This window comes from Pilimelia anulata, assembly GCF_014647895.1.
Lineage (GTDB): Bacteria > Actinomycetota > Actinomycetes > Mycobacteriales > Micromonosporaceae > Pilimelia > Pilimelia anulata.
Window position 1 is genome coordinate 193,966 of the sequence record NZ_BMQB01000009.1, and the last position, 16,011, is coordinate 209,976.

Here is a 16,011-nt window from a genome sequence, read left to right on the forward strand (position 1 = left end):
CACCGCAGCCGCGCCGCCGCGTCGGCTGTCCTCGAGGCTCGACCTTCCGCACTCCGCCCCGCCGAACCGACCCTGTTCGCGCGCGACCGGGCGCGCAGATCCCGGCGCGCCGCGGTCCTGCCGTACCGAGGTCGGCGGGGCCCGGGGTGCCGGGAATGGGTGGCGGCGGGCGGAACAGGTCAGGTCCCTTGAACAAGCCCACCCGAGACACCGCCGGCGACGGGCCGGTCGACCCCACCGCCGAGGTCCGGCACCGCCGGCCGCTGAGCCTGCAGGATGCGGTGGACGGACTGGCCGCCCGCCTGGACCGGCCGACGATGATCGAGGACCACCAGCACCGCGTCGTGGTGCACAGCGCCCACGACGGCAACATCGACGGGGTACGGCGGCTGTCGATCCTGCACCGCCGGACCGACCCCGGGGTGCGGGATCACCTCCAACGGTTCGGGATCGCCCGGGCCCCCGGCGCCATCCGGATCCCCGCCTCCGCCGAGCTGCGCATGTGGCCCCGGCTGTGCGTGCCGGTCCGGCACCGCGGGGTGCTGCTCGGGTACGTCTGGTTCCTGGACCGCGACGGCACCCTGACCGACGCGGAGGTGGCCGCCGCCGAGCGGGCGTGCGGCGAGCTGACGCTGGAGATGTTCCGCGAGCTGTGGACCAACGACACCGCCGGCTACCGGGTCGCCGGCTGGGTCCGCGACCTGCTCTCCGACAACCGCGCCGCGCGCGTGACCGCCGCCGCGGCCCTCCTCGACGACGGCTACTTCGTCGACGGAGTGCCGGTCGTCGCGCTGATCGGGCAGCCGGTCGGCGCGCGGGCCCGGCCGGCCGAGCTGCAGGTGCTGCTGGAGGAGGCCCTGGCCGCCACCGCCCGGTCCGGCGGCCCGCGCGGCACCCTGCACCTCGCCCACCGGGACCGGGCCGTCCTCATCGCCGCCCAGTGCGCCGGGTACCCGTCGATCGGGGACCTGGCGGCCGGGCTGTGCGTCGAGATCACCAGGACGGCGCAGTACGCCGGGGCGGCCGACGGCGTACTGATCGGGGTCGGCGGGCCCGTCGACGCGCTGTGCGACGCGCTGACCTCGCACCGGCAGGCCCGGCTGGCGCTGCGCGTGGCCGCCGTCCAGCCGAACCTCGGACCGCTCGCGCAGTGGTCCGACCTCGGTGCCTACCGGGCCCTGGCCACGGTGGTGCCGGCGGGGCGCGCCGCCGTCAGCGTGCACCCGGGGCTCGAGCGGGTGTTCACCGAGCCGGCGCACGGGTCGCTGCTGGAGACCCTGGAGACGTACCTCGACCTGGCCGGCAACGCCGACGCGGCGGCCAAGCGCCTGCACCTGCACCGGACCTCGCTCTACCACCGGCTCCACCGGATCGAGCAGCTCGTCGGTACCGACCTCAAGGACGGCTCCGAGCGGCTCTGCCTGCACCTGGCGCTGAAGGTGGGCCGGCTGTCCGGCACGTACCGCCCCGGCCGCTGACCGGCGGCCGCTGCCCCGCGCGGCCACCCGGCGCGCGGGGCAGCGGAGCCTACTTGCAGTACTCGGCGTCCTTGCCGATCGCCCGGTACGGGCAGTCGGCGAGTTCGCCCAGGATCAGGGCGGCCTCCCGGTTGCGCTTGGTCTGCGGCTCGATGTGGGAGTCGGCCGGGTAGAAGCCGCCCGAGCCGCCCCACAACTCGAACGTGTAGCCGAAGATCTTGTGCTCGCCCCACAGCCAGTCGAGGAGGGTGCCGTCGTGGATGTACAGCCCGGACGCCTGCATCGGCTTATAGTTGTTGGTCGCGGCCATCTTCTTGCCGATGGTGGAGAGGGCCCTGTTGTCGTCGGCGGTCATGCCGGGGTCGACGGTCCTCGACGTGTACGCGTACGGCCAGAGGATCTGCTCGCCGTGCGAGTGGAGGTCCAGGTCGACCGTGATCTGCTGCTTGCCGTTGATCTTCCGGCTGTTCACGAAGTCGCGGATCCGCTGCGTCTCCGGGGCCGAGAAGGCGGCGGCGCCGCGGTAGGTGTCCGAGCCGGTGTTGCCGGAGGAGCCGTTGCAGCAGCCCCACTTGTGGCTGTAGTTGCGGTTCAGGTCGGTGCCGGGCTGGCCGCCGGAGTTGGGCTGCCGGTTCTTCCGCCACATCGCCAGCTTGCTGCCGGAGATGTCGAACTCGCTGCCGTCCGGGTTCAGCGACGGCACGACCCAGATCTCCCGCTCGTTGACGAGCTTCGTCACCCGCTCGTCCTTGCCGTACTCGTCGATGAACATGTGCAGCAGGTACAGCGCCATCTCGACCGTGAGGTGCTCGCGGGCGTGGTGGTGCGAGGTGATCAGGTACTCGGGCTCGGCCGTCGGTGGCAACGTTGTCCGAGATCTTGATCAGGGGCAGGTCCCGGCCCTCGTACGACTTGCCGATGCTCAGCTTCCGGGCGATCTCCGGCCTGCCCGCGACCAGCTTGTTGATGTTCTCGGTCATCTCGGCGTAGTCGTGGTACTTCTGCATGTTCGCCGGGAAGCCGGGCCGGACGGCGTCCGGCCCCTCCTCGACCGGCGGGGCGTCGAGCACGGCGGTGAAGCCGAGCCGGCGGATGGCGGCCACCTCGTCCGGTGTGGCCGAGACGTGGATCCGGCCGTGCTCGACGTGGTCAACGGCGGCGCCCGTCGCGGCGACGGCGTTGCCGTCGTGCCACGTGCGCGCGCCGGACACGACGTACTGCCGGGCGGTGGCGGCGGCCGGCGCGGATCCGGCCCGGACAGGCGCGACGGCCACGAGGGCGGCGCCGAGCGAGAGGACGAGCGTCAGCGCCAGGGCGCCGCGCGGACGGGTGGGGTGGGGCAGTCTCATCGGAAACCTCCTTGGGTGGGGGCGGCCATGCCGCTGCCGGCGTCGCCGGGGCGCGCCCTGCCGCCGGGCGGGGCCGGTGCCGCCCCGCGGGACGACCCCGGATGCCCCGGCGGGAGCCGGTCGAACCCCCGCGCCCGGCAGGCGGGCAGCTCCACCGCGACCTCCTGGCCGCGCCGGACCAGGACCTGCACCGTCTCGACCACCGGACCGCCCGGTCGGGCGCAGGTCAGCGTCCACTTCTCGTCCAGCAGCGTGCCGCCGGACGCGCGGGTCGACGGGTTGACCTCCCAGGCGAAGCTGCCGGTCGGGCCGACGGTCAGCGCCGACTCCAGGTGGGTCGGGATCGGCTTGCCGGCGCCCGTGGCGAGGTCGAAGTCCTTGGTGATCCGCAGGACCGCCCCGGGCACGGCCCGGCCGGTGAGGACGGCGTGCCCCCCGCGGTCGGCCGCGGCCTCCCCGGCGACCAGGTACATCGAGCGCAGCCCGCGCCGGCCGCCCGCGCCGACGTACTGCTCGACGACGCCGGTCGGGAACGGCGGGTGGAAGCTGTTCTTCCCGATCTCGACGGTGAAGCCGAAGCCGCCGGTGGCGTAGTACGACCACCGCTCGGTCATCCCGCCGACGTTCATGCCGGCGCCCGCGGAGTACCCGTTCTCCGCGGCCAGCTTGTCCGCCAGCCCCCGGTACGCGGTCGCCTCCGGGTTGACCGGGTGCAGCACGACGGAGCCCTGGGTGTGGTTGCTGATCAGTACCGCGACCTGCCGGGACAGCACCAGGTCGCGGACGTTCCGGCTCTCCGGCTCGGAGAACGGGGCCGCGCCCGGGTACGTGTCCGAGGTGGCGGAGCCGCCGCCGGTCCAGGCCGCGCCGTAGTTGCGGTTGAGGTCCACGCCGTAGTTGCGGTTGCCCGACTCGGCGCACGCGCCCGGCGCGGGCGTCCGGCCGTCCCTGAGCCGGCAGTTGCGGCGCTTCATCTCGAACGCCATCTCCCGGGAGATCCTGAATCCGTCCGGGTTGACGAGCGGTACGACGACGACCCGGACCCGGTCCAGCAGGGCGGTGATCCGCGGGTCGGTGCCGTCGTTGCGGAGCAGGTCGAAGGCGAACTCGATGGTCACCTCCGACGACGGCCACTCGCGGGCGTGGTGCACCCCGGTCATCAGGAGGACCGGCTTGTGGTCGCTGGCCGCGACGTCCCGGGAGATCTCCATGGCGTGCACCGGCCGGCCCTCCAGCGAGGGGTGGGCCAGCGTGAAGCGGCGGGTCTTCGTCGGATGGTCGGCGGCCAGCCGGGCCAGGTCCGCGTCGTAGTCGGCGAACGTGCGGTAGGCGGTCCGGCCGCTCGGGAGTTCGGCGGCCGCCGCGGGCGCCCGCGGCGGTGTGGGTTCGGCGGCCCCCGCGGGAGCGCCCGGGGCGAGCAGAGTGGGGACGAGGACGGCGACGGCCGCGCGGCGAAGCGCGCGCCGGCGGGGATGCACTGCGGTCATGACTTCCTGCCTCGATACGGCATCGGGTCGACTGGACTCGGCTTCGGCGGGTGGACTGCCGAAACGAGTCAGGGCGTATTACCGGCGCACCCCGGGCGCATCGTATAGACATTGACGGATGCAAAGCAAGCAATCGGCCACCGGTACAGCCCGGCTCCGGCATCCCCGTCGATCACACATCGGACGCCACGTTCCGGCACACCGACCAACTCGGCGGCGACGCCTTTCTACACTTGTCGAAAGCTGCTTGTGACGCGCCGGTAACGCTTCCCCGGGTCGCCGTCATGCGGCATCCTTGGCGCATTCTGTATCGGCTTCTGTCAATACTTGCCGGGTGCCGTACGTGCGGATCGGCACCGCGTGCATCAACACCCCGGAGGAGGTCGACAAGGCCGTCGCCGCCGTCCGCGGTGCACAGCGGCGCGGTCCGGCCGAGACGCCGACGAACTCACCCGTCCGCTACCGGGTCACGCCCGGCCCCGCCGGACCGACTACGACCCGCACACTTCCCGAAAGTCGCGCTGCCGGGGATTCGGCGTCACGGGTGCCGGCCCCCGGCGCCGTCGGGGAAGGTGACCAGCGTTGCGTCGAAGGCCGCGAGGACGGCGCGGATGGGCAGGAAGCACATCTCGCCCCCGGCGCCGCTGGCGGTGGCGATCCCCGCCGCGCGCAGCGACTTGCGGGCCTCGTCCCGCAGCGCCACCGGACCGCCCTTGTCGCCGGGCACCAGTGCCGGGCCGCCGCAGTAGTGGCGCTGGCCGCCGATGGTCTGCACGCTGGTGATGGTGCCGGTGGTGAGCTTGCTCGCCCGGCTGCTGCGCAGGTAGGTGGCGCCCCGCAGTTCGCTCTCCTCGGCGACGCCGCTGATCGGGCCGCCCATGTTCCAGACCCCGGACCCGTGCGGGCGGTACTCGGTACGGAAGATGGCGGCGTCCATCGCGTCGCCGCCGCCGCGGGTCAGGGCGCTCGCGGTGATGACGCCGTAGCGGAACTTGTTCGGTGCGTGGAACACGGGAGCGCCGACCGCGCCGCAGGTGCCGGCGGTCAGCATCATCCGGTCCCGCTCCCCCGGCACCGAGACGAAGAAGCCGGTGGCGCACGGGGTGTCGGCCCTGCCGGCGTACATCTGTTCGCCCGCCTGGAGGTAGAACCCGGCCTGTGCGGCGCCGGGAGCGGCGAGGACAGCGGTGGCGACGGCGAGTGTGGTGGCGAAGAGTGCGTGGGTGCGCATGACGATGCTCCGTTCGTCCCCCGACGCCGACGCCCGTCGGCGATCGGCCATTGAGGCCGATGGATCGATCGTACGGGTTGTCCGGCTCGATGGACTGTCCCGCAGGTGGAACGCCCGCGGGGCACCCGGTCGCCGCTCCCGCAGCAGACCGGCAGCGGGGCCCGGTAAGCCGCGGCGGCGCTGTCGGTGGCATACATCACGGCCGCTATCGGATACCCGACAGATGGCCAGACCAATCGACCCGGCTCGACGACCCTGGTTGCCACGCCACTGTGCACCACCAACGGGGAGGACGCGGTAGATGGCATCGCGCACGTATGCGGTGATCGCTCCGGACGGGGCATCACTCACCTTCGAGTTCGGCGGTGCACCACGGGACGAGCCGACCAACGTCTCCCAGCTCCGCCTCGGCGGGGGGAACCTGAGTCGCGCGTACGTGATCGGCAAACGCGGCCGGCACGAGGGGGTACTGAAGTACAGCCTGCGCAGCGGCACCAACGTCGACCGGATCAAGGTCTACGGAAAGGACGTGGTCATCGCGCAGGGCGAGGGCACCGCCGCGGCCACCTTCCGCGGCGACTACCACGACCTGACCACGATGTTCTCCGGTCCGCGGCCGCCGACCAGCCGGATCAGCGAGATCTTCAACGGGCTGCGGATCGAGGATTCGCCCAACGGCATGAGGGTCGACGTCAAGGGCAGCCGGATGATCGACTCGCTGGGCTGGGTGTCGGTGATGATGGTGCCGCACCACGGCGCGGTCCATGCCTCGAACCCGGCCCGGGCGACGGCCCTGCTGCCGCCGCACGCCGGGCAGCGCACCCGGCACGGCGAGATCTGGCGCACCCCGCTGGCCGACCGCAGCCGGCACACCCGGCCGCGCGACTTCTCCTACCTGGTCGGGTCGTCGTCCGGGCTGGCCGAGGTGTTCCTCGACCCGTTCGGCTCCGCCGTGTCGGACGCCGATCTGCTGGACTGGCTCGACCACATCAAGATCAGCATTTCGGGATTCTGATGTCGCCGGTGACCGCGCTCTGGATCGTCACCTGGGTGGCGATCGTGCTGCTGTTCCTGGCCGTCGGGGCAGTCGCCCGCGAGCTCCGCCTGCTGCGGGAGCGACTGGATACCGCCGCGTCGGCGTCCGACGGCTATGTGGCGCACCCGCCGGCCATCACCCTCGACCCCGCCGTCGTCCCCGCCGGTGGCGTCGTGATCGCCGCCGATGTCGACTGCCCGCTCTGCGCGGTCGTGGCTGACCTGGCCGTGCGTCGGGTCCGGGCCGGCGCGACGCCGCCCGCCCTGCTCACCCACCAGTCCCCGGACGAGTGGCCGGCGGAGGTGGTCCGGGCGTTGCGGTTGGTGCGCTCGGACACCCAGTGGCGCGAGGTGGCGCACCTGACGCCGCCCGCCGTGATGCGGGTGGCCGGGGACGGCCGGGTCACCGAGCTGGTGCTGCCATCGACCGAAGCCGCCGCGCGGGAGGTACTGGGCCGCTGGCTCGTCCCCGCCGGCCACGACGTGAAAGCGAGCTGACCGATGACTCTTTCCCTGGCCGACATGCCGTCCGCGGCACCCGCGACGGACGCCGCGGCGGCGCCGCCGACCTCGGTCCGACCGGGCAGCCAGCGCGCCAGCCGGCGGATGCTGCTGCGGGGGGTGACCCTCGGCGCGGTCACCATCGGGGCGGCGGTGGCCTCCCTCAGCGACCGCCTGACCAGCCCCGCCCTGGCCCGCCCGCGCGCCGACGAGGTGGGTCCCGGCGGGATCGTCGGACACCTGTCCTGTCCGGCGGACTGGGGTGGCACCCAGCCGGAGCCCGACGAACCGGACCAGACGGCAGCCTGCACCGGCAACAAGGTCGGCGCCAAGTACTGCGACAAGAACGGGTGGCACAAGACCGACGCGGGCCGGGCCCCGGACGGCACGCCGGTTCGCTACTGGCCGGTCCAGTACATGTGCGTCAACAAGAACGCCTGGCGGTGGAAGGTCGGCGACGCCTGGTACCGCTGCTCCGACGGCTGGTACCAGGTCGCGAACTCGACCACCGACCCTTTCGGCGAGTTCACCCTGTGCCAGGCCCGGCTCTGACGATGCGCGCCCACCCGGCTCTCCGTCCGATCCAGCGGGTATGGCACCCGGTCACGATCGGCGCGCTCGTCGCGGCCGGCGCCGCGGTGGCGGGCGGCTTCGCCGCGCTGTCCACCGGATCCAACGGCCGGGCGGCGGCGTGGTGCTCCGCCGCGGTCGTGGCGGGCTTCGCCACCAGCGGCTCGACTTGATCGAAGAACTCAGCCGGGGTGCTGAGCTCGTCGGTCCGACGAGGCACGATGATGGCGGCGTTCGGTGCGGGCCTGGTGGTCGGCGGACTCCTGGCCGCGGCGTTCTTCCTGGTCGTGGGGTCGCTCCTGCGGCCCCTCCTGCCCGACTGGGCCCGGCTGACCCTGGTGGGGCTGTTCCTCGTCTTCATCGCCCTGCGTGAGTACGGCCGGTTCAGCGCCGTGCGGATGCCGGAGAACCGCCGCCTGGTTCCGGTGACGGTGTTCCGGCTCGGCCGGCTGCTGGGTCCGTTCCAGTTCGGCCTGGAGATGGGCACCGGTGCCCGGACGTACCTACCCAGCGGGCTGCCGTACGTCATGGCGGTGGCGGTGGCGTTCTTCGCCTCACCGCTGCTGACCGTGCTGGCCGGCGTGGGCTTCGGCATCGGTCGGTCCATCATGACCGTCGCCAGCGTCTCGTACGGCGACGACAGCGCCTGGGACGACGAATGGGACATCCACCAACGCCTGCTGGTCACGTTCATGGTCGCGGCGTTCGCCGCCGCCCTGGGCACCGGCCTGACCGGTGGTTTCTGAGCACGGCTCGCACATCACACGAGGGGGATCACGATGCGGTTCACGACGAGGCTACTCGCGGCGTTGACGGCGGCGGCCGTCCTGCCCGCCGCCGTCCTGCCGGCAGCGGCGGCAGCGGCGGCCCCACCACCGAAGGTGACGGTGGACCTGGTCAAGGCCAGCGGAACCGGGTGCGGCGGCCTGCCGGGCACCCAGCAGCCCTCGGTCGGCAACCTCCCCGACGGCACCGGCATCTTCCTGCGCTACGCCGGGCTGGTGGCCAGCTACCCGGGGCCGGGCGATTGGCGGGACCGGACCTGCTCGACCGTCCTGCGCTTCACCTATCCGCCGGGCATCACGATCGCCCTGCACCGCAGCCTGTTCGTCGGCTACGTCAAGGTCAAGGGGACGGCGGACGCCACGTTCCTGGCCAACTTCCGGTTCGCCAACGGCACGCCGCAGGGCACCGCCCGTGCCGGGTTCAAGGACGCCACGGACAAGACGTGGAGCCTGCCGCACAGTACGTCGAACATCATCTTCGCGCCGTGCGAGGGCACCGTCGACGTCGTGGTCGACCAGACCGTGACCGTCTCCGGCAGCGGCAACGCCGAGGCGATCCTGTCGATGAACTACGCGGAGCACCGCGCGCAGACCGAGCTGTACCTGGAGACGCAGACCTGCTGACCACGGCGCCGGCGGGTACCGGGCGCCCCGCGCCGTACCCGCCGTCCGCCGTCGTTGATCGGAGAAAACGTGAACCCATGGAACCGGCGACGCGGCGCGATCGCCGTCATCCCGGCGGTGTGCGCGCTCGCCCTCGCGGTGCCCGCCTCCGCCGCACCCCGCGGCACTCCCCGGCCCGGGGTGACGATCGTCGACGTGCGGTCCGGCGGCTCCGGCTGCCCGGAGAACTCCGCCGAGGTCGTCTACGCGACGGACCGCAGCGCCTTCCAGGTCGGCTACCGGCGGCCGTTCACGGTCACGTCCGACGCGGTGGGCGTACCGGTCGAGGCGAGCTGCAGCCTGGTCATCACCATCGACATCCCGACGGGGTGGGCACTGACGGGCCAGAAGTTGGCGTTCTACGCGCTCTACACGATGGGCACCCAGAGTTGGGTACGGGGCCGGATCACCGCGTCGTACCGCGACGCCAACGGCGTGCCCCAGACCATGCGGGTCCCGGTGGAGGCGACCGCGCCGAACACCGGCGGACAGCTCACCGCCTTCTACGAGATGGGGCACCGGCCCAGCATCTGCGGCGGGCGGACGGTGATGCACGTCGAGCAGTCGCTGACCGCGATGCTGGGTCGGGACAGCGACCGCGACCAGGCCAAGACCTGGATGGTGAGCGGGTCGCACGACACCGACAGCCAACCGGCGTCGCTCTACACGTCCCTGACCGAGTGCTGACCCGACGCATGGCCGCACCGAGCAGACAGGAGATGGTTGTGTCACGATTCGCGTGGCGGTACGGCTGGCGCGCGGCGCTCGCGCCGGTGGTCCTCGCCGGACTGGTCGGCGCGCCCGGAGCACCGGCCGCGGCCCACTCGCCGGCGCCGCCCTCGGTCGCCGTACCGCGGGACCAGATCCGGGTGGTCGGCGGCGAGCACTGCGGGAAGCCGGAGGCCCTGACGGTCGAGGTGAGCCCGGACTTCACCGAGCTGTACTTCCTCTACCCGCAGCTCAAGGTGTCGGCTCCCGCGATCGGCACCCGCGCGGCCGGTCGGTGCGACATTGCGCTGCGGCTCGACGTCACGCCCGGGTGGCAGGTCCGACTGACCGACCTGCGGATCCAGGGACAGTCCACGCTGAGCGCCGGCTCGGTGGGTACCGCGGCAGCCTCGATCCTCCTCGGCGACGCGGGGAAGCAGCAGAGGATCTCCGCCGCCGTGCGGGTGCCGGGTCCGACCGCCGCCGGGGGCTGGGACGCGGTGTCGGAGAGCGCCACCGGCGAACCGCCGTGCGACAGCTCCGTCACCATGCAGGTCAATACCGAGGTCACCAGCACCTGGTCCAGTATGGACAGCGGTGTTGCGCACATGTCGATGACCACCGCCGCGACCGGCGTCCGGGGCGCGAACACGGCCTCGCTGTACTACCAGCGGTGCAGGCGGTGACCCACACCCACGAATCGAGAGGTGATCCATGAGCAACCAGGTAGGGCGAGGAGCCGGCGCGGTAGCTGCGGGGATGACCCTGGCGCTGGCCGCCGGGGGCGTGGCGGCGGCCGCGCCCGGCCGCGCCAACCCACCCCACGTCGCGCTCGTCACCGAGTCGATCACCGGCGACTGCGACCCGCGGGACACCACCGTCACGACCACGCCGGAGGGCCTCACCGCGACCTTCACCGGCCTCGACACGGGGAGCAGCACGGCCGACACGGAGTCGTACTGCCACCTGACCGTACGGGTCCAGCGGCCGCCGGGCTGGACGTTCACGCTCTCCGGCGCGCGGTACACCGGGCAGGCCGCCGTCGGCGTCGGGCAGCGCGCGTACCTCGACTCCACCTACCACCAACTGCTGGCCCAGCCGTCGCCGACCCCGCGGCGGCGAGCCGTCTTCCAGCAGAACGACTCCGGCGCCTGGGGCCTGTGGCAGGGACTGCCCGCCCAGGAGTCGAGCTGCGACGGGGACACCCTGCTGGGTTTCACCGCGGCGATGTACGTCGACCGCCCGCAGCAGGGCGCGGCGTCGAAGCTGCGGCTCGACCGGCTCCAACTGAGGTCGCGTGACTTCGCGTGGCGACGGTGCTGACGCCTGCGCCGCCCCCGGCCGCGCCCCCGCCGCGCTCCACCGCCGCACCCGCCGACCGAAGGAGAACCATGAGAGGCCACGCAGTGCTGTTCGGCGTGTGTACGGCCGTCCTGGGCGGGGCCGTCGGGGTGCCACCGGCGGCCGCCGCCGGGTCCGCCACCGCCACGGTGGAGGTACTCGGCATCTCCGGCACGAGCTGCACGATGCAGGACACCGCGATCCGCCCGAGCGAGAACAAGTCCAGCGTGGCCCTGCAGTGGTGGCTGATCGCCGGACCGGGCAGCCCGAACACCTGCACGGTCGAAGTGGGGATCCACTGCGCCCGACCGACCGGCACGGTCCGGGTTGCCTCGGAGTTCATCGGCGCGGTCACGCTGGCGGAGTCGACGAAGGCGACGATCGACGTGCTCACCGACTTCGGCACCGCGTCGGCGCCGCCCACGAGCGTCTCGTTCCGCGGTCCGAAGGATTGGCAGCCGATCGAGGCCGAACACCGCTCGCCGGCCCCGGCCTCGGTGAGCTGCGCACAGCCGATCCGGGCGAGGGTGACGTCCACCCAGACCGTCACGGGCAGCGGCGAGAAGGACAACCTGACCACTCGACTGCACACGATCAGCGTGGTCTAGGTGCTGGGCGGGGTCGGTCCGAACGGGCCGACCCCGACAGCGTCCGGCCGCGGGCCGGCCGCGACGCTCGGGGGGTACGGGCCCGCGCCGTCGCGGGCGAGGGCCGTTCCCGCCCTGTGCGCCCCGCGGCGGGGATCAGCACGGGGAGCAGCCAGGCGACGCCGGCGGTGACGACGGCAACCGCGCCCAGCGTCAGCGGGACGGCGGGCGGGGAGCCGAGCGGGTAGGGGGAACCGCACCAGGCGCCAGCCGCCGAGCCGGCGGCCAGCACGGCAGCGCGCAGGACCACGGTCCGGGAAACCGGTTCGGTCGAGCCCAGGCAGCCGCAGGCGGGCGCGCGGCCGCCCCGCAGGATGCTGGCGGTGTACAGGCTGAAGGCGAGGTACCAGGCAGCGGTGGCGGTCGCCGCCACCCGAAATCCGAGCGGCGCGAGGAACCAGCCGGCCAGGGTGGCCGCGCCGGTCACCGCCTCGGCGGGCCCGACGACCCGGCCGGCGGCCCCCCGCCAGCGGCCGGGGAGCACGGCGTGGCTGTCCAGCAGCGCCCGCAGCCCGTCCCGGTCGCGGAGGTGGATGATTCCGCCCGCCACGAGCAGCCCGGCCGCCCCGCAGGCCACGGCGCCGAGGAGTGCCGCGAAGGTGATCACGATGGGGACTCACCCGACGGGCCGGCGGGAGGCGGATGCCTGCTGTCGTTCGGCGAGGTGGGCGACTGTCGGGAGCTGCCGGGGATCCACCGGGACATGCGCCGACCACCTCTGCTGTAGTCGGACCCCAGCGCACGATCGTCCTTTGTGCCGCGAGCGTCCCCTGTGCTGCGAACGTCCCTGTGCTGCGAACGTCCTTTGTGTCGCGAGCGACTCCGTGTCGATGAACGATACCAACGCACAATAGCCGAATGGTGCCACCGGCGGGCGATGGTTTCGCGCGGCACCCAGCCGACAGTTCCATTCGCACATCGTCCGCGTGCGGGCGACCGCGCCGGTGGCGATCCCCGTGGCATGGCCGCTCATGCTCAGGTGGCACTACAGATCGACAAATGCCGATCGGACAATGCGTTGATGACTGCGCAACCAGGGGCTTCGGCAGCAGCGGCGATCACCCACCACGCCGGGATCACGCGTATACCCGACGAGATCACGGGCACACCCGACCGGGGCTGGCACCCCCCGGCCAGCGGTACTCGATGAGCGCGACCCGCCCGGCGGAAGCTCCCGCCGCCCCGCCCGTGCGCCCGGCCGTCGTGCAGGTCGCGGTCTTCGGTGCGTTCGCCGCCCAGCAGACCCTGACGCCGGTACTCCCCCCGCTCGCCCGCCGGTTCGAGGTCGGCGAAGCCGGGCTCGGCCTGCTGATCGCCGGGGCGGCGGCGGTGGTGATGGTGGCGAGCCCCGCGTGGGGGAGGCGGATCGGGCGCACCGGGTACCGCGCGACCATGCTGGCCGCGCTCGCGCTGGCGGCGGCGGGCTCCGCCGCGTTCGCCGTCGCCGTACCCCTCGGGCTGGCCGGGATGGTGACCGGCGCGGCGTTGTGGGCGGCGCTCATCGCCAGCCGGGCTCTGGTTTTCGGCGCGGGCATCGCCGGCCTGCCGGTCACCGCCCAGACGTACATCGCCGCCTCGATCGACGACCCGGCGGCGCGCACACGCGCGCTGGGGATGGTCGGCGCGGCGCAGGGGCTGGCGCTGATCGTCGGGCCGCTCATCGGCGGGGCGCTCAGCGGGCTGTCGCTGACCGCACCGCTGTACGCGGCGCCGGCGCTGCTGCTGGTCACCGCCGCCGTCGTCGCGGCGCGCCTGCCCGCCGGCGGGATGCCGCCGGCACCCCGGGGCACCGCGCGGGTGAGCTGGCGGGAGCGCCGGCTCCTGCCGTACCTGTGCTGCGGGGTCGGCGTGCTGGTGGCGCTGGGCATGGTGCAGATCACCGTCGGCTTCCTCATCCAGGACCGCCTCGACGCGACGCACGCCCACACCGCCCGCCTCACCGGGCTCGCGCTCGTCAGCTCCGGAGCCGGGTACCTGGTCGCGCAGACGGTCCTGGTCCGGCTGCTGAGGTGGTCCCCCCGGCGCCTCATCGCGGTCGGTGCCCTGCTGGCCGCCCTCGGCGGCGCACTGCTGGTGGGCGCGGCCGGCGTGGCCGCCGTCCTCGGCGGCATGGCCGCGGTGGGGGTCGGCCTCGGCCTGGCGGTGCCGGGCTACACGACGGGGGCGACCCTCGGGTACGCGCCGGCCCAGCAGGGTGGCGTCGCCGGGCTGGTCGGGGCGGCCAACGCGGCCGCCTTCATCATCGGTCCGATGGCGGGTACGGCGCTGTACCAGTGGCGGCCGGCGGCCGCGCCGATCGCGGCGTGCGTGCTCCTGCTCGGCGCGGCGTTCGCGCCGCTGGCCGCGGCGCCACCGCGTCGACCGGCCGCGCCGGGAGCGCGCGCCGACCGGGGGGACTGAACGGCCGGACGCCGGGCCGGGGTGGCGAGCGCCACGCATGCACCTTAATGAACATAGTTGCCATTTGCAGACGCACTCCCTACCGTGGCGAACAGTGGTCCGCCCGCATTGGAGGGTTCCCATGGTCGGCCCCGGCCCGGTACGACCCCGCCCGCCGTCCGGTTCCGCTCCGGCCGGTACCGGCGCGGCCGGGATCGCCGCGGCCGCGGGCGCGGAGCCGACCACGCCGCCGGTGCGGCGCGCACGCCGCCGGCCGCGACCCGGGCGCCGCCGCGCGGACCCGTCCGGCCCCTCCCGCATCCCGCCCGCGACCCGTGATCGGAGCGCCTGCCATGGCTGACCTCGCCGTATCCGACCCCGCTGTCTCCCCGTCGACCGCTCCCCTGGCCACCGCGGCCGGGTGGCTGCGCCGGCATCCGGCCGTCGCCGCCACCCACGCCGCCGGCGGCCGCCTGCTGGCCCAGCCGGCGGCCCCGACGCTGCCCGCCGACCGCGCCGCGCGGGAGGTGGCCCACGCCGCCGGCCTGGCCGCGCTGGGCCCCGTCGACTGGGCCGCCGTCGCCGACCGGGTGGCCGTCCTGGACGGCGCCGCGCACGCCGCGATGGGCGCGACGCTGGCGGGGGCGGGCCTGTTCACCGCCGCCGGTACCGTGCACTCGACCGCGGAGGTGCTGGCCGCGCTGGCCGTGGCTCCCCGGCACCGGCGGGTGGCCCGGCGCTGGCTGCGCGAGCTGGCGCGGGTCGGCGTGCTGACCGCCGTCGACCGGGCGGCCTACCGGGCCGAGCGCCCCTGTACCGCCGGGGGCCTCGACGCCGACCTGGCCCGGCTGGACGCCGCGGCGGCGGGGCTGGGCCACGGGGAGCAGATGGGGCAGTTCCTCGCCCGCTGCGCCCGCAGCCTGCCGGAGCTGCTGCGCGACGAGGTGACGGTCCAGCAGCTCATGTTCCCCGACGGTCGCACCGACACCGCCGACAGCACGTACCGCGACAACCTGGCCAGCCGGTACGTCAACGGCGTCGCCGCGGCGACGCTGTGCCACGCGGCGGCCTGGCACGCCGACGACACGCCGCTGCGGGTCCTGGAGATCGGGGCCGGCGTCGGCGGTACCAGCGCGGTGGTGATCCCGGCGCTGGCCGACTCGCCGAGCGCGGTCGACTACCGGTTCACCGACGTGTCGCCGTTCTTCCTGGGCGTCGGGCGGGAGATGTTCGGCCGCTGGCCGTGGGTGCGGTACGGCCGGTGCGACGTCAACGGCGACCTCGCGGCGCAGGGCTACCCCGCCGGGAGCGTCGACGTGGTGCTGGCGGCCAACGTGCTGCACAACGCGGTCGACACCGCGGCGCTCATGGCGGCGCTGTACCGGCTCCTGGCGCCCGGCGGCTGGCTGGTGTTCATCGACACCAGCCGGGAGCACCCGCAGATCATGACCTCGACGGAGTTCCTGATGTCGCCGCCGGCCGCCGACCCCGACGCCCGGTTCGCCGACGGGCGCGCCGAGCGCGACCAGATCTTCCCGACGGTGGCGCAGTGGCGCGCGGCGGCCGCCGGGGCGGGCTTCGACCCGCTCTGGGCGCTGCCCGGCGGCGGGCACCCGGTCGCCGCGCTGGGCCAGCACGTGCACGTGGCCCGGACCCGGCTGCGCCCGGACCCCGCCGGCCTGCGCCGGTTCCTCGCCGGCCGGCTGCCGGACCCGCCGCAGGTCACCGTGGCGCCGACGCTGCCGGATCCGCGCTGACGACGCACCGCCGCCACCCGCCCGGCCCGACACGCTGAGCACCGCCGACGGACCCGCCGGCAGAGTCGTACCACCCGGCC

General features: G+C 73.9%; 17 protein-coding genes and 1 pseudogene. 14 read left to right on the plus strand and 4 right to left on the minus strand.

What is annotated here, in order from left to right; all coding sequences use genetic code 11:
* The first annotated feature begins 188 nt into the window (after positions 1-188).
* Positions 189-1,478 carry a PucR family transcriptional regulator gene (locus IEY94_RS18995; RefSeq protein ID WP_189171577.1) on the plus strand — a complete coding sequence of 430 codons (1,290 nt, stop codon included), beginning with the start codon at positions 189-191 and terminating at the stop codon, positions 1,476-1,478.
* Between the two features lie 49 nt (positions 1,479-1,527).
* Here the strand turns inward: IEY94_RS18995 and IEY94_RS23695 are convergent.
* Positions 1,528-2,404 (minus strand): annotated as a pseudogene (locus IEY94_RS23695) (M14 family metallopeptidase).
* On the opposite strand from IEY94_RS23695, the gene IEY94_RS24030 reads away from it, so the two are divergent.
* A complete protein-coding gene (locus IEY94_RS24030) occupies positions 2,346-2,468 on the plus strand; it encodes a hypothetical protein (protein WP_268244858.1) in 123 nt (40 codons plus the stop codon). The pseudogene IEY94_RS23695 and the gene IEY94_RS24030 overlap by 59 nt on opposite strands.
* Before the next feature lie 355 nt (positions 2,469-2,823).
* On the opposite strand, the gene IEY94_RS19005 is transcribed toward IEY94_RS24030, so the two are convergent.
* Entirely contained in the window at positions 2,824-4,314 is a 1,491-nt protein-coding gene (locus IEY94_RS19005; RefSeq protein WP_189171578.1) for a M14 family zinc carboxypeptidase, read from the minus strand.
* 538 nt (positions 4,315-4,852) lie between these two features.
* A complete protein-coding gene (locus IEY94_RS19010; protein WP_189171579.1) occupies positions 4,853-5,545 on the minus strand; it encodes a chymotrypsin family serine protease in 693 nt (230 codons plus the stop codon).
* Positions 5,546-5,846: 301 nt separating this feature from the next.
* On the opposite strand from IEY94_RS19010, the gene IEY94_RS19015 reads away from it, so the two are divergent.
* The 10 genes from IEY94_RS19015 (at position 5,847) to IEY94_RS19060 (ending at position 11,756) form a co-directional block, all read left to right on the plus strand.
* Positions 5,847-6,560, plus strand: a complete 714-nt coding sequence (locus IEY94_RS19015) for a hypothetical protein (protein WP_189171580.1) — start codon at positions 5,847-5,849, stop codon at positions 6,558-6,560.
* A gap of 8 nt (positions 6,561-6,568) precedes the next feature.
* Positions 6,569-7,078, plus strand: a complete 510-nt coding sequence (locus tag IEY94_RS19020; protein WP_189171581.1) for a hypothetical protein — start codon at positions 6,569-6,571, stop codon at positions 7,076-7,078.
* A gap of 3 nt (positions 7,079-7,081) precedes the next feature.
* A complete protein-coding gene (locus IEY94_RS19025; protein ID WP_189171582.1) occupies positions 7,082-7,633 on the plus strand; it encodes a hypothetical protein in 552 nt (183 codons plus the stop codon).
* A gap of 2 nt (positions 7,634-7,635) precedes the next feature.
* Positions 7,636-7,824: a hypothetical protein gene (locus tag IEY94_RS19030; protein ID WP_189171583.1), complete on the plus strand. Its 189-nt coding sequence runs from the start codon at positions 7,636-7,638 to the stop codon at positions 7,822-7,824.
* A gap of 48 nt (positions 7,825-7,872) precedes the next feature.
* Positions 7,873-8,397 (plus strand): hypothetical protein, encoded by a 525-nt coding sequence (locus IEY94_RS19035; RefSeq protein WP_189171584.1) that lies wholly within the window; start codon positions 7,873-7,875, stop codon positions 8,395-8,397.
* A 33-nt stretch (positions 8,398-8,430) separates the two neighbouring features.
* The gene (locus tag IEY94_RS19040; RefSeq protein WP_189171585.1) at positions 8,431-9,060 is read left to right on the plus strand and encodes a DUF4360 domain-containing protein; all 630 of its coding nucleotides are present in this window, start codon (positions 8,431-8,433) and stop codon (positions 9,058-9,060) included.
* 69 nt (positions 9,061-9,129) lie between these two features.
* Positions 9,130-9,786, plus strand: a complete 657-nt coding sequence (locus IEY94_RS19045; protein ID WP_189171586.1) for a DUF4360 domain-containing protein — start codon at positions 9,130-9,132, stop codon at positions 9,784-9,786.
* 38 nt (positions 9,787-9,824) lie between these two features.
* Entirely contained in the window at positions 9,825-10,493 is a 669-nt protein-coding gene (locus IEY94_RS19050) for a DUF4360 domain-containing protein (RefSeq protein WP_189171587.1), read from the plus strand.
* A gap of 28 nt (positions 10,494-10,521) precedes the next feature.
* A complete protein-coding gene (locus IEY94_RS19055) occupies positions 10,522-11,130 on the plus strand; it encodes a DUF4360 domain-containing protein (protein WP_189171588.1) in 609 nt (202 codons plus the stop codon).
* A gap of 68 nt (positions 11,131-11,198) precedes the next feature.
* Entirely contained in the window at positions 11,199-11,756 is a 558-nt protein-coding gene (locus IEY94_RS19060; protein WP_189171589.1) for a hypothetical protein, read from the plus strand.
* On the opposite strand, the gene IEY94_RS19065 is transcribed toward IEY94_RS19060, so the two are convergent.
* Positions 11,743-12,402, minus strand: a complete 660-nt coding sequence (locus tag IEY94_RS19065) for a MauE/DoxX family redox-associated membrane protein (protein WP_189171590.1) — start codon at positions 12,400-12,402, stop codon at positions 11,743-11,745. The two genes, IEY94_RS19060 and IEY94_RS19065, sit on opposite strands and share 14 nt — an antisense overlap.
* 539 nt (positions 12,403-12,941) lie before the next feature.
* On the opposite strand from IEY94_RS19065, the gene IEY94_RS19070 reads away from it, so the two are divergent.
* Together IEY94_RS19070 and IEY94_RS19075 are read left to right on the plus strand one after the other, a co-directional pair.
* Positions 12,942-14,195, plus strand: coding sequence for an MFS transporter (locus IEY94_RS19070; RefSeq protein WP_189171591.1), 1,254 nt, complete (start codon positions 12,942-12,944; stop codon positions 14,193-14,195).
* Between the two features lie 332 nt (positions 14,196-14,527).
* Positions 14,528-15,931, plus strand: a complete 1,404-nt coding sequence (locus tag IEY94_RS19075) for a class I SAM-dependent methyltransferase (RefSeq protein ID WP_189171592.1) — start codon at positions 14,528-14,530, stop codon at positions 15,929-15,931.
* Positions 15,932-16,011 lie beyond the last annotated feature (80 nt).